Origin of the sequence: Bifidobacterium sp. UMB1197 (assembly GCF_030217745.1) — a bacterium.
Lineage (GTDB): Bacteria > Actinomycetota > Actinomycetes > Actinomycetales > Bifidobacteriaceae > Bifidobacterium > Bifidobacterium vaginale_B.
Genome location: NZ_JASOOL010000004.1, coordinates 1 through 21,089, shown reverse-complemented (window position 1 = coordinate 21,089; position 21,089 = coordinate 1). Strand labels below are relative to the sequence as shown.

Annotated in this window: 15 protein-coding genes, 1 rRNA gene and 1 pseudogene; 1 reads left to right on the top strand and 16 read right to left on the bottom strand. The window is 46.0% G+C overall.

Features of this window, described 5'->3' with window-relative positions; all coding sequences use genetic code 11:
* Positions 1-73: 73 nt before the first annotated feature.
* On the top strand, positions 74-1,015 hold the full coding sequence (locus QP420_RS03465; protein WP_481616551.1) for an AEC family transporter: 942 nt from the start codon (positions 74-76) through the stop codon (positions 1,013-1,015).
* A gap of 47 nt (positions 1,016-1,062) precedes the next feature.
* Here the strand turns inward: QP420_RS03465 and QP420_RS03460 are convergent, their stop codons facing one another.
* The 16 genes and pseudogenes from QP420_RS03460 to rrf form a co-directional block, all read right to left on the bottom strand.
* On the bottom strand, positions 1,063-1,350 hold the full coding sequence (locus QP420_RS03460) for a toxin-antitoxin system antitoxin subunit (RefSeq protein ID WP_481616550.1): 288 nt from the start codon (positions 1,348-1,350) through the stop codon (positions 1,063-1,065).
* A 33-nt stretch (positions 1,351-1,383) separates the two neighbouring features.
* Positions 1,384-1,677: a hypothetical protein gene (locus tag QP420_RS03455; protein ID WP_016636160.1), complete on the bottom strand. Its 294-nt coding sequence runs from the start codon at positions 1,675-1,677 to the stop codon at positions 1,384-1,386.
* 241 nt (positions 1,678-1,918) lie between these two features.
* Positions 1,919-3,373 carry a Maf family nucleotide pyrophosphatase gene (locus QP420_RS03450; RefSeq protein ID WP_481616549.1) on the bottom strand — a complete coding sequence of 485 codons (1,455 nt, stop codon included), beginning with the start codon at positions 3,371-3,373 and terminating at the stop codon, positions 1,919-1,921.
* A 40-nt stretch (positions 3,374-3,413) separates the two neighbouring features.
* The gene (thrB, locus tag QP420_RS03445) at positions 3,414-4,469 is read right to left on the bottom strand and encodes a homoserine kinase (RefSeq protein WP_481616548.1); all 1,056 of its coding nucleotides are present in this window, start codon (positions 4,467-4,469) and stop codon (positions 3,414-3,416) included.
* A gap of 56 nt (positions 4,470-4,525) precedes the next feature.
* The gene (locus QP420_RS03440; RefSeq protein ID WP_481616547.1) at positions 4,526-5,908 is read right to left on the bottom strand and encodes a homoserine dehydrogenase; all 1,383 of its coding nucleotides are present in this window, start codon (positions 5,906-5,908) and stop codon (positions 4,526-4,528) included.
* A gap of 83 nt (positions 5,909-5,991) precedes the next feature.
* Positions 5,992-7,002, bottom strand: a complete 1,011-nt coding sequence (locus QP420_RS03435) for a CPBP family intramembrane glutamic endopeptidase (protein ID WP_481616546.1) — start codon at positions 7,000-7,002, stop codon at positions 5,992-5,994.
* Positions 7,003-7,014: 12 nt separating this feature from the next.
* On the bottom strand, positions 7,015-8,160 hold the full coding sequence (locus tag QP420_RS03430; RefSeq protein WP_481616545.1) for a D-alanine--D-alanine ligase family protein: 1,146 nt from the start codon (positions 8,158-8,160) through the stop codon (positions 7,015-7,017).
* Positions 8,161-8,352: 192 nt separating this feature from the next.
* Positions 8,353-9,348 (bottom strand): NAD(P)H-dependent glycerol-3-phosphate dehydrogenase, encoded by a 996-nt coding sequence (locus QP420_RS03425; RefSeq protein WP_060786592.1) that lies wholly within the window; start codon positions 9,346-9,348, stop codon positions 8,353-8,355.
* 241 nt (positions 9,349-9,589) lie between these two features.
* A complete protein-coding gene (locus tag QP420_RS03420; RefSeq protein WP_481616544.1) occupies positions 9,590-10,471 on the bottom strand; it encodes a lysophospholipid acyltransferase family protein in 882 nt (293 codons plus the stop codon).
* A gap of 707 nt (positions 10,472-11,178) precedes the next feature.
* Complete coding sequence (locus QP420_RS03415; protein WP_060786593.1) at positions 11,179-12,051, bottom strand: anchored repeat-type ABC transporter permease subunit; 873 nt, start codon at positions 12,049-12,051, stop codon at positions 11,179-11,181.
* Positions 12,051-12,881: an anchored repeat-type ABC transporter ATP-binding subunit gene (locus QP420_RS03410; protein WP_481616594.1), complete on the bottom strand. Its 831-nt coding sequence runs from the start codon at positions 12,879-12,881 to the stop codon at positions 12,051-12,053. Before QP420_RS03410 ends, QP420_RS03415 begins: the two co-directional genes overlap by 1 nt.
* A 31-nt stretch (positions 12,882-12,912) precedes the next feature.
* The gene (locus tag QP420_RS03405; protein WP_481616543.1) at positions 12,913-14,757 is read right to left on the bottom strand and encodes an anchored repeat ABC transporter, substrate-binding protein; all 1,845 of its coding nucleotides are present in this window, start codon (positions 14,755-14,757) and stop codon (positions 12,913-12,915) included.
* Positions 14,758-14,782: 25 nt separating this feature from the next.
* On the bottom strand, positions 14,783-17,179 hold the full coding sequence (locus QP420_RS03400; RefSeq protein WP_481616542.1) for a choice-of-anchor M domain-containing protein: 2,397 nt from the start codon (positions 17,177-17,179) through the stop codon (positions 14,783-14,785).
* Positions 17,175-18,236 (bottom strand): annotated as a pseudogene (locus QP420_RS03395) (TIGR03773 family transporter-associated surface protein); the annotation flags it as partial. The gene QP420_RS03400 and the pseudogene QP420_RS03395, both read right to left, overlap by 5 nt.
* Before the next feature lie 68 nt (positions 18,237-18,304).
* Positions 18,305-20,593 (bottom strand): choice-of-anchor M domain-containing protein, encoded by a 2,289-nt coding sequence (locus QP420_RS03390; protein ID WP_481616541.1) that lies wholly within the window; start codon positions 20,591-20,593, stop codon positions 18,305-18,307.
* Positions 20,594-20,868: 275 nt separating this feature from the next.
* Positions 20,869-20,985: ribosomal RNA gene (gene rrf / locus QP420_RS03385) — 5S ribosomal RNA — on the bottom strand.
* Positions 20,986-21,089 lie beyond the last annotated feature (104 nt).

Below are 21,089 nucleotides of genomic sequence, written 5' to 3'. Positions count from 1 at the left end.
CAAATAACATGCGCTCACGCAAGGCGATTCACACATTACCCCATTTGCAAAAATCAGCGCTAAAATCGTTTGCATGGGTTTAATCAGCGCTATGCAAGGCTTTTGCGTAATTGGCATCGTTATTGCCGCTGGCTATGTAACCGCGCGTCTTCGCATCGGCGGATCGCAAGCACAAATGGTGCTTAACCGCGTAAGCTTCTTTGTTTCTAGTCCGTGTTTAATGTTTGCAATCCTTGCAAAAGAGCCAATTTTTGAGATTTTTCACTCGTCAATTTTTGTTGCATTTTTCTCCGCAATGATTGTTGGCGCCGCATTTGTTCTGCTTAATCGCATGTTTTTCCACCTTCCTGCAGCGGATTGCACAATTGGCGCGCTTAACTCGCTTTACTTAAACTCAAACAACATTGGCTTGCCTGTGGCCACTTATATTCTTGGAAATCCCGCGCTTGTTGCTCCGATTTTAGTTATGCAGCAGGCCATTTTTACACCTGTTGGCTTAACGGTTCTAGACATTACAACTACTGGCAAATGCTCGCTCAAGCGCATTGCTCAGCAGCCACTTAAGCAGCCACTTTTGATAGGATCTCTTGGAGGAATTATTATTTCGGCAATTTCCGCAAAAGTTGGCTATTTTCCTGTGCCAAACTTTATTTACGACCCAATCAAGATGATTGGCGATTCCGCGGTTCCTATGATTTTAATGGCGTTTGGAATGTCGCTATATGGCAGCAAGCCGCTACAAAAGGATTCTAATCGCGCTGCGATTTGCACTGTTGCGATTCTAAAAAACTTGATTATGCCAATTGTTGCGTTTTTGCTGGCTTATTTTGTTATGGGTTTTCGAGGCGCCACTCTTTACGCGTGCGTTGTGCTGGCGGCACTTCCCACTGGCCAAAACGTGTACAATTACGCCGCGCGGTACAACGTTGGACTGAGTTTTGCTCGCGACGGAATCCTGTTTTCTACCGTCACCAGCCCGATTTTCATTGCGCTAATCGCAGCAGTTTTAGGGTGATTAATCCTCCCGCAATCGTAGAACTTTGCAATCGCAAGACTTTTCAATCATCGTGATTGCTGAGCAAGAAGCAGTTTGCACGCTTCTCGCACAACATCCCCAACCTTCACACCTTGCTTATCAGCAGAAACTTTTAGAGCCGCCGCATCTTCAGCAGATATGCGGAAAGTTATAGGCAGCATAGCTTCTTTATAAATAGGCGGCCTGCCAAGCGGCTTTTTAATATGCAAATTACCAGCTTTTCCATGATATATGCCTTTTTCAGCATCATTTTCCCACTTATCAAGCATTTTATCGGTAACTTCAACGCCACCTTCACCGCGAAAATTAGCCATAATCACTCCTAATATCTCTTAACTATATCCTACTTATCTTCTACCAAAAATTTGTCTAATTTCTTCTTGGCTAAATCCCATTTCAGCAAGAAACTTTTTAGTTGCAGGCGCTACATGAAAAATAATCCATTCCCCATCTTCACCTTTATACGCAATAAGTTCCGTAATAACACCTCGAGAATCCCAAGCAAGTGAAAGCATCTGACTGGGCTCATATTCACCCTGTCTGGGAAGCTCTCTACATGATGAGTTCCACATATTTATTACTTCAGTTTCATCGAGCCAGGGTCTTTTACGAATGACTCTAGGATGTACTAAAACCTTCATAAATATTATCTCCCACTCCTAATATTTCGTATACGAAATGTTATCACATTGTGCTAGAGATTATCAAAATATGGCTAATCGAACTAATAAAAGCATGCATCAGCGCATAAATATAATTCTACAAAGCAAAATCATTTTCCGCATTTTGTAGCTCAAAATGGCAAAATCAACAACAAAAAGCGGAAAGGTTTACCGACTTTGTAGCTCTAAACAGCGCGTCTAACAACAAAAAAGCGCGCAACTACCTTCGCGATGCTAGAGAATCAAGGCGAGCGCGGAAAGACGGCCAATCAGTGCGCATTGCCGTAAGCAGCTTTAGCTTCGGCACATCGTCAATCGGCACCCACTTAATTTCCATACTCTCGTCGTCGTGCGCGCACGGATTCACACAATGCCCTGGCTTTTCAAACGCAAAAACCGTTGTATAACGCCAATTCCCGTGATTTTCGCAATACGCTCCAACAACATCAATGTCTTGAGACGTTATGTTCGCTTCTTCAAACGACTCGCGCAGCGCGCCCTCAATCGCAGTTTCGCCATCAGATATTGCGCCGCCAGGAATCCCCCACGTGCCGCCTTCCGCGCTCCAAAGCGCGCGATGTTGCATAACAACGTGGGTCACGCGCCCAGTGGCCTCGTCTCTCCTAGCAAGCAGCACGCCAGCCGCGCCATTATGCCCCCAATGCTTGCGCCCGCAATCGCACATCACCCATCCGTCTCCTGGCTGATGCACGTTTTCTTTAGGCACTTCTTCGGAAGATGGATCGTCTTTAATCGCCTCGCCCTCTAGCTTGCGACTATTCCACAAATCTGGCCAAGCGTACCCAAGCTCGCCAACCATCCCTCTTAGCAGCGGCAAGCTGATTCCAAGAACTCCATGCGGATCTCCCTGAATCCCCTCAATAAACGCCCCACCAAAGCCTTCTAACGTAAAGGATCCTGCCACTTCCAGAGGCTCGCCAGTTTCTACGTACGCACTGATTTCCGCATCGCTCATATGCGCAAAAGTCACGTTTGCGCGACTCACCTTGCACACGGTTTTGCCACTTTTTGCGTCGATTAAGCAATGGCCAGTAAACAATTCTCCAGTTTTTCCGCTCATTTGCTTGATTCGCTCAAATGCCACTTCAGGAGTATGCGGCTTTCCGTAACATTCGCCGTCTAGTAAAAACATGGAGTCGCAGCCAACAATAAGCACGCTGTTGCAATCTTTACAAGATTCATTCATATGCGCAAAATCGTGAATATCAAAAGTCTTGGTAGGCACTTTTACGCCAGAAAAATCGCGAGTTTGCGCGGTATCTACGTTATGCGTTACGTCTGATTGCGAATCACTTGCTAAAGCGTTACTACCAGTTGCAGAAGATTCAGTTTCAGAAGATTCAGATTCTGCATTCTCAGCCTCAACCTCAGCTTCCAGCGGATACCCCACAACCAAATCGCCACTAGCCGAAGCTGCTGCATTCGCCACAAGCTTCCACGACTCATACACCGCAAAAGCCTTTGCTTGCGCCAAAATCGAAACGCGCTCCTCGGCGCTCATCTGCTCAACGCTAATACCTCGCGCATTTGCAGCATTACGCAAAGCCGCTGGCTCATCCACCTCACTCACGTGAATCACAGGAATCACTCCTGCAGCAGCCAACACCGCTCTTCTTGCAGGAGACTGAGAAGCCAAAATCAATGAAACTTTCATATTCCCTCTTTTTGCAACTTCACTTACAACTTCACACAAATTATTCGCGAGTTATTGCAACGCCAATAGAATCAACATGCACGTGCAAAATTTTCCAATCGCAGCCAACTAAAAGCGGTTTTGCAATTTTTTCTATTTCTGCAGCCACAGTTTTCTTGCTTATATTAGTAGCGTTATTTTCCTCTTCGGAAGCTTGCGATTTTTCCTCGTAAAACACCGCTGCGCAAGATCCAGCTCCCGAAATCGCAGCCGCAAACCCCTTGTCTCGCAAAGCTTTTACCAAATCCCAAGTTGGTTGCATAAGGCTTGCTCGGTACGGCTGGTGAATAGCATCTTGAGTTGCTGTAAACAGCAAATCGTTTCTAGAAAGAGTGGATTTTACGCAAGAATCGGCAGAATCACAAAAATCGGCAGAATCGCAAGCACCACCAAAATCGGCAAAATCACCAAACGCAATCGGCAATAAGCAAGCGCGCGAAACGTTAAACACGGCATCTGCATACGGCACTTTTTCTGGCAGCGCTTGGCGAGCCATTTGCGTTGAAAGAGTAAAGTTTGGCACAAAAATCGTTGCACGAATTTGCTTAGAAACGACGTATCGAACAGTGTGGAACTCATCGCCATTCTTCCAACTGGTTGTTAATCCGCCAAAAACCGCTGGAGCAACATTATCTGGGTGGCCTTCAATCGAAGATGCAAGCTCAAAAATAGCTTGCTTATTAAGATCCCCACTATGCGCAAAAGCCCAAGCCGCCGCCACACCTGCAACGATTGCACTGGCGGAAGACCCCATTCCGCGCGCCTGCGGAATGCGATTATGCGCTTTTAGAGTAAAGCGCAAATGCGGCAAGCCAAACGCTTCGCACGCCTTGCGGAACGCGCGAACAACAAGATGAGTCTCGTCTTTTGGCAAGGTATTTTCACCTTCGCCGCTAATAATCACGCGAACATCTTGCAAATCATCAAGCGAATCATCAAGCGTAAAAACTAGCGAATCCGCATAATCAAGCGCAATTCCTGCAACGTCAAATCCAGACCCAAGATTTGCGCTGGTTGCTGGCACGCAAACTGACACACTGTTGCACACTGGCTTCATTTCGCACCTTTTCCGTTCGGCAGCCTATCAAATTACTAAATTATTCAATTACTAGATTACTCAATAATTCGCAATGCAAGAGGCTTTGCGCACACAGCATCCACCTTTTGCAAATCCGCAATAATCGCGCGCAAATCCGCCTCGCTGCAATCTTTTACAAGCACACGCAAATCGCCAGGGCCGCCGATTCCGCAAGCTGGGCAATCACCTTCGCCATCGTATTGAGTTTGGCAAAGCATAGGCAATCGTTCCGCGTTTACTCCATGCGCCTCAAACACATCCATCACTTCGCCGCAAAGCGCAAGCGAGGTATCTTCCATGCTGCATCGTACAACAAAATCCGCACGAATCGATTGCGTGGAAGCCAAAGATTTGGCGTTATACATTGGCACGCTAGCATCATTGCAGCCGCGCGCTATGTTTCTAGCGGCTCCAACAATATCTCCAACCACCGCGCTTGCTGTTGGTGCACCGCCCGCGCCACGGCCGTAGAACATAAGATCGTCCGCCGCTTGCGCCTTAACAAAAACGGCGTTAAAGCTGCCATGAACGGAAGCCAGAGGATGCTCTTTGCTAACCAACGCTGGGTAAACACTTGCGCTCACTGCGCCACGCGTGTCGCTTGCAACCGCCGCAAGCAGCTTAATCACGCGATTTTCAGTACCAGCCGCAGCAATGTCTGTTGCCGTAATCGCGCTAATTCCTTCAACGCTAACGTCATCAATGCTTACTGGCATCTGGAACGCAAGAGTTGCCAAAATCGCAGCCTTATTTGCTGCATCAAATCCTTCAACGTCTCCCGTAGGGTCCGCCTCCGCGTACCCCTTTTCTTGAGCTGCGCGCAAAGCCGAGTCAAAATCAAGCCCGCGAACCGTCATCTCGTCAAGAATGTAGTTTGTAGTTCCGTTTACAATTCCAAAAATTTGCGTGATTTTGTCGCCTACAAGCGACTCTCTAAGTGGACGCAAAATTGGGATTGCGCCTGCCACAGACGCCTCAAAGCTTAAATCCACTCCGTTTTTTTGCGCACACTCGTAGAGTTCTGGTCCAAACTTTGCAAGCAACGCCTTGTTTGCGGTTACAACCGATTTTCCGCATTCTAGCGCGGTTTTTACAAATGTGTGCGCTGGCTCTAAGCCGCCAATTAGCTCAACGATTATGTCTATATCTTCGCGTTTACAAATCGCCCCCGCGTCTGCGCTTAAAAGATCTTTGGCAATCCAAGGCGCGTCCACATCTTCGGGATGCAAGCACGCAACTGCCGCAAGCTCTAGCGGAGCGCCGATTCGCGCCGATAAGTCCGCGTTTTCTTCCACTATTAAGCGCGCTGTCTGCAATCCTACTGTTCCGGCGCCTAAAAGACCCACACGGATTGGATCTGCGGCAAAGCAATCGTCATTTGCGCATTGAGCACTTTCTAAATTGTTTTGGTCTAACATAAACGCCTCCTAACTTAAATCAATATTCAATTAAATAAATTCAACCTACACAAACAGATTCAATTTGCACAAACAGATTCAGCCTACACAAACAGCATAAGCAAATTCAGCAAAACGGACGCAATCAAGAATCCCATAACTCCAACAGTTCCGTAAAGCGCTTTTGTTCCAGCGCTCCCGCGAATCTCCAGCGGCGAATCGTAGAACTCAAGGTACCTCTTGCGTCGCGCAAGTAGCACAATTCCAAACACAAACATAACAATCATAAACATTGCATAAAGGCCTATAAACATAAAGCCAGGAGCCAAATCCGCAATCTCTTGCGTGTTCAAGTTTTCAACCTTAATAAGATCTCCGTTTGAATCCATCATGTTGTTTGAAATCCACATTGCTATAACGCTTCCCTGGAAGTTTACAATCATGTGCAAAAATACGCTGTACCTAAGCTGCGACGTGCGAACGTACATGTATCCAAACACAAGGCCAAGTCCAAAAGCGTAGAAGAATTGGAACATGTTCATGTGGAAAAGCGCAAACGCCAACGCAGAGAACACAATCGCGCGCTTTTCGCCATACACGCGCAACCTGTCTATAATCTGCTTTCTAAACAGCCATTCTTCCACAACTGGCGCCAAAAATACCACAAAAAGCAGCGTTTCCCACACGTTTCCGCCTGCTACAATGTCTGCAATCCTGTTCTCGGCTTTTCCGCCAGAAATAAGTGCAGATGCAACAAGGCCAATGTAGCTTCCTGCATACATTATTGGCACACTAACGGCAAAGAATCCGCCAAATTGACGCAAAGACATAGTAAACTTGCGAGTTTCTATTGCTGGAGTGCGTCTTAGAACAAGCATTGCAAGCGGCAACGCTATTAAGTATTGCGCAACGTCCGAAGAAACAAAGGAGCTTAGCGAAGGACTTAAAACACCTTTTGGAACAAACAAGCCAATCAACTCGCCAATTAAAAGCGTTGCAAGAATCCACGTAAATAGGAACACGCACAGCGACACTCCTACAGCTCCTTGACGTCTGCGCGCAATCGTGTACGCGTCTGGCTGCTGTTTGTTTGCAAGATTACGCTGTTTACGCATTTTTACCTCCGTCTAATCTAAAATAACGCCTTCAATAAGTTTTGTGATTAAATCGCTATAGCTTATTCCAGTTGCTTCCCAAGCCTTTGGATACATGGAAATTGGCGTAAATCCAGGCATTGTGTTGATTTCGTTAAGGATTACGCGGCCATCTTTAGTAACGAAAGAATCCACGCGACTTAGCCCTCTGCCATCTGCTGCTTTAAATGCTGCGAGCGCCGTTTTGCGCACGCGTTGCAAAGTTTCTTCTGGCAAATCTGCTGGCACTTCAACGTGAGAAGCCGCAGAATCCATGTATTTGCTGTCAAAATCGTAGAACTGGTCTTCGCCAGCTTGGCGCTTGTCGAGCACAACTTCTCCAGGCCAGCTGGCTTTTGGCTCTTCGCCGTCGCGAGCTGCAAGAACCGCGCACTCAATCTCGCGCGCATCAATTCCCTGCTCTACCAACACTCGCCAATCGTGCTTTGAAGCCTCAAAAACGGCTTGCGCCAAGGCCTTAGCGTCGCGCGATTCAACTTTTGTAACTCCAAAACTAGACCCTGCACGGCTTGGCTTTACAAAAAGCGGATACTCTAGTTTTTCAGCCTCAACTTGCTCAAGAATTTCGTTTGCGTACGAGCCGAAGCGATTTTCCGCGTCACTTTCAAACTTGCGCGCGTCCAGTGCAATTCCAGGAGCAACAGCAATTCCAGCCGCCTTAAAAAGCTGCTTTGCGTAGTACTTATCCATGCATGCGGCAGATGCCAAAACTCCGCAACCAACGTATGGAACTTGCATCATTTCTAGCAAGCCTTGCAAAGTGCCGTCTTCGCCGTTTGGCCCGTGAAGAACTGGAAAGACTGCGTCAATATGCCCTAGGCTTGTAAGCGTGCCATCCGCCTCTCGCACCAAAAATCCGTCTGCGCCCTTTGCTGGATCTAGCACAACATCGCGCGTTTGCGCGGTTTTTGTGATTACTGGCAGCTCGCCTTGCTCCATGCGGAAGTTACGCGGATCTTCGCCGCCAACAATCCACTCGCCTTGCTTTGTGATTGCAATGCGTACAATCTCAAATCGACTTTCGTCTACAGCACTTAGCACGCCAGCGGCAGATATGCAAGAAATCGAATGCTCATCTGCTTTACCACCATACAAAAACACTACGCGCTTTTTCGTCATTTTTTTCCTCTATATATTTTGAATTATTTTATCTATCTTAGATTATTTTAGTTATTTTAGTTATTTTAGTTATTTTGAATTATCTTGGATTATTATTTTTGCTTACGATTTACGCGACCACGACTAACGCACTTACGATTTGCATGCTTACGATTTACGCGCGGCTTTCGCAATTGCTACTTTCGCGCTTCACTACTCCTCGCAAACATCGTTATCAAAAAGCATTGAAAGCATCTCTTGGCACGAGATTCCTTCTTCTAGAACGCATGCCATTGCACTTGCAAGCGGAGTTGCAACTCCCAAACGCTTGCCCATTGCTACAACCGCGCTAGTAGTTGGCACGCCTTCCGCAACACCATTGCTCACAGCTGTTGCTTCTTCAACGCTCATGCCTTTACCAAGATTTGATCCAAAAGTGTAATTTCGGCTTAGAGGAGACCCACAAGTTGCCACTAAATCTCCAAAGCCTGCAAGCCCTGCAAAAGTGCGAGAATCTGCGCCTTCCGCAACGCCCAACGCTGTCAATTCTGCGAGTCCACGAGTTTCAATCATAGCCGCTGTATTTTCGCCGTAACCCGCGCCTCGAGCCATGCCAACTGCGAGCGCAACCACGTTTTTAAGCGATCCACACATTTCTACGCCGATTACGTCGGTGGAAACAAAGGCCTTAAAGTAACTGTTTGAGCAAGCCTTAGCCACCACTTCGGCGTTTGCGCGATTCTCGCATGCCACAACCGCTGCGGCTGGCTGCCTTAGTGCCACTTCTTTGCTTAAGTTTGGCCCCGATAGCGCTGCAAAACGGTTACGCGGTAAGTTCAAAGCCTCGCACACAACTTCGTCCATGCGCTTTCCAGTTGTTCGCTCAATACCCTTCATAAGCGAAACAACAATCGCATTTTGCGCAATCTTGCCCACAAATTCTTCGAGTGCAACGCGCGCAAACTGTGCTGCAATTGCCACAACTACAATGTCTGCGTTTGCTACAGCTTCTGCTCTATCCCCAGTTGCTGTCATATTTTCTGGCAAACGCTCTACGATTGGCAGCCTCACTTCGTTGCGGTGATTATCTCGAATGCCTTCAACAATTTGCGGCTCTATAGCCCACATCGTCACTTGATTTCCCGCGTCTGCAAGCACCTGCCCAAACGCGGTTCCCCAAGCTCCAGCACCCAACACCGTAACGTTCATGTTTACGCCTAGCCTTTCGATTGTGAGTTTAAACTACTTTGGTAACAAGCCATTCTGTAGCGATTTTCAACTCATAGTCAACTTACAGTCAACTTATAATCAACTTATAATCACACTATTACACAATTCTACACAGTGCGCTTTACGGGCATTTTGTGAAGACTTTATTAATGATTTGCTAATGATTTTGCAAACGCTTTAATAACGATTTACAACTTAGCAAAACGCGCATTTAGTGCGATTATTCTTCCACTCGCTTCATAAGCTTGTAATCGAAGTATCCAGCTGGCGACTTTTCGCCGCGAATCTCTTCCATAATTTCCGTCATGCGCACGCGTACGCGACGAGCCAATTCGGCAGCAGATTCAATAGGCGGCAAATCGCCCCAATGCTCCATATCTTTTAGAAGATCCGAATAGTCAAGACGCGCATCGTAGCACATTACAACGTTCTTCCTTGGCCACGGCCACCAATGATTTATGCTTGCAGCACCCCATGTAACAGCGCAAAATAGCGGAATTTGATGCCCCAACCTGCGCGATGCTTCGAGCGCAATAATGCCGATTCCTGGCTTCATGCTCATAGGCCATTTTTGCGGGTCGCGCGTAACCGTTCCTTCTGGCCATACGCTAAGCGGCCTGCCGTTTGTTAGGATTTTAATCGATTCTTCTTCGATTTCGCGCGCTTTTCCGCTTCTGCGAGGCACTGGCTGCATGCCAACAAGCTGGAACCATTTTCCTAAGATTGGCCAATGCGCAAGCTCTGCTTTTGCCATATATCGCGGACGGCGACCTTGGTGGAATAGAGACGTCATTGGCACAAAAACGTCGAACATTGTAACGTGCGTGCAAGCGGTTATAAACACGCCTTCTTCTGGCACGTTTTCCAATCCCCATGCGCGCACTTTGCAACGGGATCTAAGCACGCGAGACGTTCCTTCAAGCAGACGTTCGGTTGCCTTTGGATTTTGCGCGTTGATTTCTGCCGTGTTTGGCGTACGCGCGCCCGTTGGATAGTAATAAGTAGGATCAACTAATTTGTGTGCGCGCGCTAAGCGTTCTACTTGCTCATCGCTGATCGGCTTAACTGCGCTTCTAGGCGAAGGTTTTCCTTTAGATACCATACATCTATTGTGCCGCAAACTATAAACCGCAAAATCTTCCACAAGCACACTACATGATTACCAATGACTCACCCTACAAACAAACTTCAACACAAAGCGCGCACAAAACCCGAAAAACCCTCCGCACTTTGTACCAAATTTGACCTAAAAATGGTACAAACCCCGGAAAGACAGGTCATGTCGCTCGCGCGGATTAGCCGCACTCACGTCTTCGCCGCGCAGAAGCAATGCTTCTGTTTTGAGCGGCTCAGCGAATCGAAGTGCATTCGCGCGCTACGCTTTAAGCGCTCATGCAAGTCGATTCGCAGCTCTTTGATGGTGATTCGCTGAAGTAGCAAGAAAAATCGAGAATCTCGGTGATGAAAGCTACGCAAAAGTTTTAGCATGCAAGAGGGCTGGGTGATTCTTGGTCGAACAGTATAAGAGCGGCAGCCGATACCAAAATAATCCAATGACTCACCCTACAAACAAACTTCAACCAAAAACAAAATCAAAGCCAAATCGGAACAACCGCAACAACAAACTACACGTAATAGGCGGAGCGTTGTGAGACAAGAAACACCCAGCCCTCCTACAACACCAAGCAAGGAAAACCGTTCGCGCGTCACAGCGCGCTCACGTCTTCGCTTGCGTTGAAAGCACACAGTGCTTTCAACTTTGAGCAAGCTCAGCGAATCGAAGTGCATTCGCGCGCTACGCTATAAGCGCTAATGCAAGTCGATTCGCAGTTTCGGCACAATTCTCGCTACCAACCCGTGTTTAGGCGAGCACACCCACGCTAGAACAAACATAAAAGTGGCAACCAAAACGATTGTGCCGCCGGTGGCAGTGTCTAAACTCCAAGACAAGTACATTCCAAGAATCGAAGAAGAGCATCCAATAGCAGGCGCCAAAATCATCATCTTTCCAAGTCGGTCAGTAAGCAATCGCGCAGTCGCAGCAGGCGTAATCAAAAGCGCTAAAACAAGCACGTTTCCAATTATTTGCACGGAAACAACTACAGCAATCGCAACTAAAACGTACAGCATTCCATCCAACCACGCTACTGGCAATCCCATTGCGCGGCTTGTTTCTCGATCCATCGAAACGCATACTAGCTCTTTGTGGAACATCATTAAAAGCGTTACGATTATTAGCCCCGTTATTGCTACAACCGCAATGTCGGAATCGGGAATTCCTGTAATGGAGCCAAATAGGAACGATTCCAGGGATCCTGCATAGCCCGAAGCCTTTGAGATTACTACAATTCCAAGCGCAAATGCAGACACAAAGAATACGCCTATAAACGAGTCTTCGCGAAGCCTGCGATTTTGGCTAAAGATTGATACGATTAGCGCGGTTGCAACTCCTGCCAGCGCGCCGCCAAACAGCAAGTTTCCTTGTAACACAAACGCGATTGCGAGTCCTGGAAAAACGGAGTGCGCCACTGCGTCTCCAATAAACGCCATTCCGCGCAGCACTACATAGCATCCTACAACTCCGCATATTACGCTAGAAAGGCACGCCACTATAAGCGCTTTAAGCAAGAACCAAAGGTCTGGGTTTGTAAGGTCTTGTATAAAGTCGATTGGAGATAGCATTACTCTGCCCCACTTTCATGCGCCATAACGCGCTCTACAGCTTTGATTAGTGGATTTTGCGCATCCACATGGAATGTTTGCACCCATTGATTTGCGTTTAACGATTCTGGAACGCCGTCGCCCACTATGCTTCCGTCAAAAAGCATGATTCTAGAACACGAGTTTATTGATCCGATTATGTCGTGCGAGCTCATCAAAATTGCCTCTCCCGACTTTGCTAAATCCAAAAAGAGACTCGTAAGCAGCTCTTGAGTAGGCATGTCTAAGCCTGTAAATGGCTCATCTAAAAGAAGCAAACGCGGCTGCCCTGCAAGAGCACGCGCAACAAGTACGCGCTGCCTTTGCCCGCCCGAAAGCTCGCCGATTGTACGATCCCTAAAATCCGCCATTCCTGTGCGCTCAAGAGAAGCAAGCGCTATCTCGTAGTCCTCTTTTTTTGCGCGACGCACGTAGCCAATGTGGCGAATGCGGCCCATCATCACTACGTCTAGTACAGAAAGCGGAAAATCCCACGCAATATCGTGACGTTGCGGCACATAGCCAACGTTACTCACTCGCGAATTAATCAAAGATTCATCGCTTTTACTAGCGTGCACTTCAAGCTTTCCAGAATGCGGTATTAGCCCCATAATCGCGCGGAAAAGCGTTGTTTTACCAGCTCCATTTGCGCCAAGAAGCCCCACAAATTCGCCGCTTTTAATCGTAAACGAAACGTCTTTTACAATCGTGCGACTGCCATAACTTACATTTAGATTTTGCGCGTTTATAACAGTATTTACGTCCATATTTGCATCCATATTTGCATCCATATTTCTCTCGTCAGTCCTCATCACTTAAATCCAACTTCAGTCCTCGTCAATCTCACTTCAAGCACTTTGCCAAAGAATCCGCATTCGCTCGCATCATATCCGCATAAGTTCTAACTTTTGCATCGAAAGCGTCTCCATAGATAGGGCACACTTTTACGCGCGCTTGCGCTGCCAACTCTTTAAGCACAGACGAACGCGAGATCAAATTTGGCTCCAAAAACACAGCTGGAATCTCTAAATCGCGCAAAATCTGCTGCAATCTACGCCTATCTTGCACGCTCGGCTCACTCGAAGGATTAATCGTTACAAATCCTGCAATATTCACGCCGTAAGCTTTACCCAAGTATGCAAAAGCGTCGTGCGTTGTAACCAAATTGCGCTTTTCTTTTGGTATTGACGCCACTTTTTTGCGCATATAAGCATCTACATCTAACAACTTGTTAATGTATCGGTCCGCATTTTCGCGATATTTACGAGCATTTTTAGGGTCCACTTCGCAAAGGCGATCTGCGATTGTGCGCACGTATGCTATGCCATTTTTTACGGATTGCCACAAATGCGGGTCAATATCTCCGTGAACGTGCTTTCCTAAAACTGCTTGCGGCAGCTGATAAATCTTCTGCCTTGCAGCTCCCAAAAACCTGTATCCGTGTTCGGCTGGTATCTCTTTTAGCGCGTTAGTTGGCACTTCTACAACCACATCGCGCGGCTTGTAATACACGCGTTTTGGCGCAGCGGAGCGCTTCTCTTGCAAAGTGTCCACTCGGTACACAAATCCGCGTTTTGCTAAATCGTAAGCTAAATCTGCATGACCCTTGTTTAAAACTACGCTAGCCCCCCGCTTTTTGGCTATTTTTTGCGCGTTTACGCCTACAGCAAATCGCATTTTAGCGTTTCCAAGACTAGAAACTACCTCGTTTTGCGCGTTTAGCATGTCTGCGTGCAAGTCAAGCGTGTATTCTCCTGGCTTACTAAACGCCCAGCTTAAATGCGTGTGTGCGTCTGCTGGCAAGTCTATGTGGTCTTCTGCGCTTATGCCGTTTGCGCTGTTAAAGTATGTTTCTACGCTTCCAAAAGTGCCAGTCAAATAAGCAAAAAGCGCGCCAGGCCCTTTTACTTTTGTAGCTGTTAAGCGTATTCTGTCGGACCTTTTCATGTTGTATGCGTTCGGCTTTATTACGGTTGCGCGGCCTTCTTTTGTTACAGTTGAAGGCGCGTTTGATTGCAAAGATTGACCTGACTTTTCTAGTTGACTAGCTTGCTGTGAATTTGTTTTTTCTTTATTGAGATTGTTTAGCGAAGATAGCTCACCAGCCGCCGCCGAGGGCGATTCTTCCGCACGCTTTTGCGTATTTGCGCTTGTAGCACCTTGCGAGATATGCGCTTCCTCGCTCGGCTGCGCAGCCATACGCTCTGTAGCAAGCCCTAGCCAAATCGTGTCTAAAGACACGTCTTCTACCATCGGAATAATATCTGCCGCGTGCTTCACGCTTTCTTCCGCAAGTTGCACATTTGGCACGCCTTTTCGCAAATTTGCGTCCAAAGCTGTAATAACGCCGTGCTCTTCCAGCATCATGTAGTTGCTAAAAGCTACATCCGCATACACAACATCTCTAATTGAGCGCAAACGCGGCTCATACGAATGCGGATCCGCGTTGTCTGGCACAATCGCGCTAACGTTTGCTGCGTCTCCTGCAACATTTGCCACCATGTCTCGCAAAACGCCCGTTGTTGTTACAACGTTAATTTTGCTGGATTTTACGCTATTTGCGCCATTTGCGCTGTGTATGCTATTCGATGCGCCACACGCGCCAATCGGCAGCGCTGTTAAAACAGCTAGAGCCGCCGCAACAACACGCATCGCACTTTTTTTACTTAGTAAATCAACGATTTTCATCAATTTTACCAACGTTTTCTACGCACTATTTCCAACCCATAAGCGCGCTAAACAAACCTCCTGCAGGTATTAGTCCACGTTTGCGTAGAACAAACAATCCAGCTGCGCAAGTTCCAGAAATTGATGCAATTCCAAGGCTTAAAGCGGTGTATGCAACTACTGGCTTGCGTTGGAACAAGCCTATAATTCCACTAGGTTCTTCGCTTTTAACGCCACTTTTAAGGCTTTGCTTTAACCCTTTAATTCGCTTTGTGCTGTACTTTGATTGCAAGCCCTTTGACTTACCCAAAGTTCCACCAGAAATGCTTACAGACCTGCCAGTTTTGCCCGATTTAGCAGACTTTGCAAGCCCAGATCTGCCGCCAAAGAACGACGATCCTCCGCCAGAATAAGATCCAGCTAACGCAGTTGAGCCGCCATTCTGGCCGCCATCCTGGCCATCATTCTGCACGTTTTTTCCGTCGCCATCTTCCTGGCTGCCATCCTGGCCATTATTCTGCGCGGCTTTTTCGTCGCCATCTTCCTGACCTTCCTGGCCACCATCTCCATCTTCACCGCTTCCAGCACTACAACTCATAGGTTTTTCCAATGGATCCACACCAATCGCAAAATGGAAGTCCTTCGCAAGAGTTTTGCCATTAGCGCTTACAGCAAGACGAATCGTGTAGTACCCAGACTTTGAAAAGTCCCAGTTTAAATGCATATGCGTGTTTGCTGGAAGTGTATACGTACTGTTTCCGCCGCTAGACATAAGCGTTTTAGCTTTTACACCAAGTCCGCCTTGAAGCCAAATTCGCACGCTACCTGGCCCTTTTACAGATTTAAGGCTGATTTTACTTGGCTTGTGTGGGCTTAAATTCTGATTACTCCAGCCAACCCATGGTACGCTATCTTTTTGCGTTTGTGGTAGCCTCCACACGTTACCGTCTTTAGCAGATTTTCCAGCATAAAACACAACTGTGCTCGGGTCGCGCTTTACGTGGCTTCCAGTCACGTCTTCTTGAACAGCAAATCCAATTCCGTTGCCAGTAGAATATGTTGCTAAGTCAACGTGACCATGCTTTATTACTAGCTTATTGCCTTGTAAATCCTTAAATTTGGAGCATTTTTTGACAGTTTTTTGCTTTTTATTTTTGGATTTAGATTCAGACTTGCCATTTTCAGCGCCGTCTTCAGTGCCACTCTCGCCATCAGCGCCATCTCCATCTTCACTCTCATCGGAGCCATGATTTGCCAATCCATCTTTTGGCTTTGCACCAGGCCATGGCGTTACGTAAACTCTGTTGTTATTTCCGTTTATAACAATCGAAGTGGAAGAATCGTCTTCATCTTCATCGCCATCGCCATCTTCATCTTCAGATTCTTCATCCTCATTGCCATCATCTTTTTTGTCTGAATCAGAATGCATAAATTTGTTAAATCCGCTGTAATCGTTAAAACTATTGTCGCTTGCAGTAGCTGATTCTCCACTATCGTTAGAATCTGCATTTTTCATATCCACTTCAAACGTGTAGTCTTGAACATCTTTAACAATATTTCCACTTTCAGTTTTTGCAGCAGCTTCCACGCTAAGAACATACTTGCCTGCCTTGGTAAACACCCAGCTAACGTGCATATGCTTTTCTGCATTTACATACATTTTGTTCGGAAACTTTGTATTCGGCGTTCCTATAACAGGCGTTATTTCACTATGAGCATCTTCTTGGTACGCATACACAGCTCCACCCTTAGGCATATCTGCCTTTTTTATTGCAAAACGAACAGCAACTATTCCAGCTTTTTTGTCTAATGTTTCTGTTGCAAAACCAGGCCACAATTTACCTGGATCTTGTGTTTGAGGCAATTCCCAAACTGGTACATCTTTTCCATTTTCTGGCAAGAATTTTAAGCTCTCACTAGACTGCTTAGTGTTACTTCCAAGTACAAATATCAATCGACTTGTACTAAACCTAACATGATTACCACCCTCGCCCGGAAAGTCATCTCCGCGCGTAGATAAAACAAACTTCCCGTTTTTGCTAATATACGTTGCAAAAGCGTCTGTATGACCTTTGTATACTCTACATTTTGCGATTTTGTAAGAATCATCGACCTTTTCATCATCGTCTTTCATAGCAGCATCTTTGCAAGCTTCCTCATTTTCAGCTTTACTAGAATCTTCATTCTTATCGCCCGAATACTGATTGGAAACTGTAGAAGAATCATCCTGCCCTTCAAGCGCATCTTGATTATCTTTCTCAGAAGAGGCGCCTTTCCCACCTTGATCAGCAGTCTCCTCTTGCGGGGCTTCACTCGCATACGCACTACCGCAATTGCAGCAGCACATCGACGCCAAGAATCCAAAAGATATTATTGCGCTTAAAATCGCGCTTATTAGTCTAAAGCAAATTAATGTTTTATTACGCATTGTTTTATTACGCATTGTTTTGTCCTAAATTATTAAAAATCGAAGTATTTTGTTGTGAGTTGGAATTATGCTGATCAATCGCCCTTTGGCGTGCACGCTTGCTCTTTACTACAGCGAATGCAATAAACGCAATAATTATGATTGTTAAAATCGCAAATACAATCATCACAATCTGCGCGATTGCTACAGTGTCGTCGGAGCTGGACTTATGCTTTTTTCTAGAGCTATTTGCGGATTTATTGCCATTATTGTTTTCGCCATTAGCTGCGCTTTCATCGCCATTTTCTTCCGCTTCTTCGCCGCCATTAGCCTCATCTTGCGCATCACCAGACTCGCCTTGGCTCGCACTACTAGCGCTTGGCAAAGCAGCTTGCGCGTCCGTTTTTTCTCCCACAGCAAAGTTAAGAACGCGAGTATCGCTTACAGAGCGGCCGTTCTTAAGCTTTCCCGAAAAAGTGAGCTTTACATGGTAAATTCCAGGCTTAGAGAACACCCAATTCACGTGAGTGTGCGCATTCGCTTCAATCCAGCTGTTTTGCGGATATCCTTTAGTGCTATCCCACAATTGCTGTGGAGCATTATTGCCATTTTCCAAGTAAACATGCAATTTTCCAGGGCCACTTACGCCATCAAGCGAAAGATTTGCGCCGCGGTCTAGCTCATTTAGCACTCCGCCTTCTTGCGTATTCCACCCAAGCCATGGAACGTCAGGATTTTGAGTTTGCGGAATTACGTAAAGCTTGGTTCCTGGCTTTTCGCCAATAAAGCTATACGTAGAATCATCTGGCATAGAAACAATCGAGCTGTTGCCAAGCTTAAATACCACGTTTTCTGGATCTCTCCAAACTGGCTCATCGCCAGTATCATCGCGGATTTTCATCTTCCAGTTGCCACCAGAAAGCGTTGGGCCAAAATCAGCGTGACCTGCTTGAATCATCACTGGCTGGTTGCTTGTTGCCGCATTCGCTGACCCAACAAGTGGAGATGGCGCCAAAACTGTTGCAAGCAACGTAATCGCCGAGCATATTGCAGCAATAAGTGCGGTTGCTATTTGATTCCTATTTTTACTCATTTTTAATCCTTAAGTCCTAAATTTGATTTTGTTATATTAGTGTTTTCTAAAGTTTTGCAATCGTCTTTCTACAACAGCTTTATACGTGGCTTCATCAAGAACGCTCCAGCTCCCGTTATTGCACACAAGCTCACGCTTGCGGTTCCAACGGCTGCTGCCACCCACTTTGTTTTATGGCTGTTTTCTTCGCTATTTTCTTGTTCATCGTCTAGATTGCTGTTGTTATAATCGCTAGAATCATTAGAATCTTCGTGATTATTTTTGGCCTTCTTGCTACCACTCTTAAGTGGCTCAGACTTTTTTACCGCTTTAGATTTCTTTGACTTTCCAAAGCTGCCAAGCCTTGCGAATCCACCGCCTAATTTGCCTGATTTTCCAGCGCTAACAAGCCTTCCGCCAGAAAGAGACCCAGCAGCAAGTGGCATTGACGCCTTCCCATTGTTTTCGTCATTATTGCCGCCGTTATTGCCGCCGTTATTATTAGACTCTTTATTTATCTTCTTGCGGGTCTTCTTGCTATTATCTTCGTTTTTAGAATCTTGACTATTGTCATCTTCTGCATCGGTTTTGCCGCCATTATTATCGCCATTATTTTTGTCATTCTCATCCGTTACAGATTCATGACTCTTATTCTTCTTGCGATTCTTAGCATGCTTACGATTCTTCTTACGATTTTGCTTACGATTCTTCTTGCGATTCTTATGTGCCCCAGAGTCGCCAGAGTCACCAGAATCGCCAGAATCGCTGGCGTTTCCACCCTTCTTATCCTTCTTTATGTTCACATTCCAATCGCAAAAATCGTCGTATCCAGCATTCCTGTATAAAGTTCCGTCGTCCAAAACCAGCGAAGCGCGTATAACAGCATCTTGCATGCTTTCGTCAACCACTAAATCAAGGCTGCTTCCTTCTGCCATCGGTATGTTCTTAAACTCTTTTTCGCCGTCTTTTTTAATCATCCACCTGTATTTTTTGACTATGGATGTAACAGACTTTTCTGGTTCTCCTGCCTCACCATTTACAACAGGCACGCGAGGCGAATACAGCTTTGCATTAAGATGTACGGTTTCGCCAATCTTAACCTTGTTTTTGCCACTAATCGCAACAACTGGCCTACCATCTGCTCCGTGATCTTCTACAACAATTTTTGCAGTTGCGCGGTCTTTTCCAAAGTCAAAAAAGCCTTCAAAAGCCGTAACACTAACAGAAACTTGCATATTATTCATTGCAGGCTCTGGCGGAAGTATAAGCCTTTCTCCAATAAAGCAAGTTCCTTCCGTACCCTCTTGCTCATCTGCACGAGTTATGCACCATTTATATGTAGGCCTTTTTATTTCCCCACTTGCGATTTTTTCCTTTAACCCATCCATGTACGTGTAAAGGTTTACGTCTCCGCCTTCTTCGTAAGAATGATAGTGAGGATGAGACCCCGTTTTTCTAACTCCTAGAATGCATAGCTGACCATCTTGACACTCAGGATTATCGCTAGGGTCTTCGTCTTTAGTGTTTGCATCCAAAACTGGAATTTCCGCTTTTCCGCGTTCTTTAACAACAGAATCGCTAGAAACCATATGACTGCTGTTTGCATCAACTTCAAAAGTATATTTTGCAGTGTCTGTTTTAACTGTTGTTTTGGTGTCTCGATTTTTAATAACCGCATAAACCTCTAAAGTGTAAGTTCCAGGCTTTGTAAATACCCAATTCGTATGCTGATGCGTAACTTGCGGCTGATGGATTACGCCTGGAAGCTCAAAACGGCTGCCTTCCTCGCCTTCAACATCGTCTTTATCTTTATATTCAAAAGACTTAGCTATAGACTCCCCCTGCTTATTTTTATCCGTTTCCCATACTAAGACTTTTCCGCCTTTAGGAGCTGTTACTTTTTGCACAACAATGTCTGCAGTTGCACCATCTGGATGTTCTGCACCAACAGCGTATCTTGCTATAGACGTATCCCACCCTGGGAATAGCTCTTTATTTTGATTAAGACCAGATTCATCTAAAAGCCAATAACCTTTTGATGCATCAAATGGTAACTTGTTTTTGTAGTTATCAAAAGGCTTAGTGCTATACGAAGAGTTCCCAACCCTCATTATTACGTTTTCTGGCTTGTAAAGCATAGAATTTGCTTCAAAGCCCATTATGAGCTTGCCATTATGCGTAAATGGATAAAAAATATCCATATGACCGTTTTTTAATTCGTCATTTTTATCTTCATAATACTTATAAGACGTTTTATGATCATCCGCGTACGCAGGCGCTATTGTGCCAAAGCCCGATACCAGCACTGCAAACGTAATTGCGGCTACACATGCAAAGCAAAACGTGCGCTTAACAATACCCCTAATGACCTGAGTCATAATTATTATTTCACTCTCTACACTTCATCTTCTCTATTTCGCCTATTCGCGCTCTTCTTTCACGAATGACTATTGAAGATATCCATACAACGTGTATCAATAATAATAATGATTCTCATTAATAGCAAGTCGACACTCCGACTAAGCTAACTCGCAAGCGTTTTTGCCCGTGTTTGTTTACCAAAACCCCAAAAAAGGGAACAAACACGGGCACAATAACCTAATCATGAATAACAAAAAAGCGGGGAACAATTAAGTTCCCCGCTAGAAGAATAATGCGGCAGCGTGCTAGTCTCCCACACCCTATCGAGTGCAGTACCCTCACCGTGTCAGGCCTTAGCTTCCGGGTTCGGAATGGGACCGGGCGTCTCACCTGAGCCATGACCACCGCAAAACTAGATTATACACTCGCAAACCCACGAGTGGCAAATTGGCGGTTTGGGAACCGGACATGAACGCGAGCAGCAAGAAGAACAATTATCAAAATCAACAACAT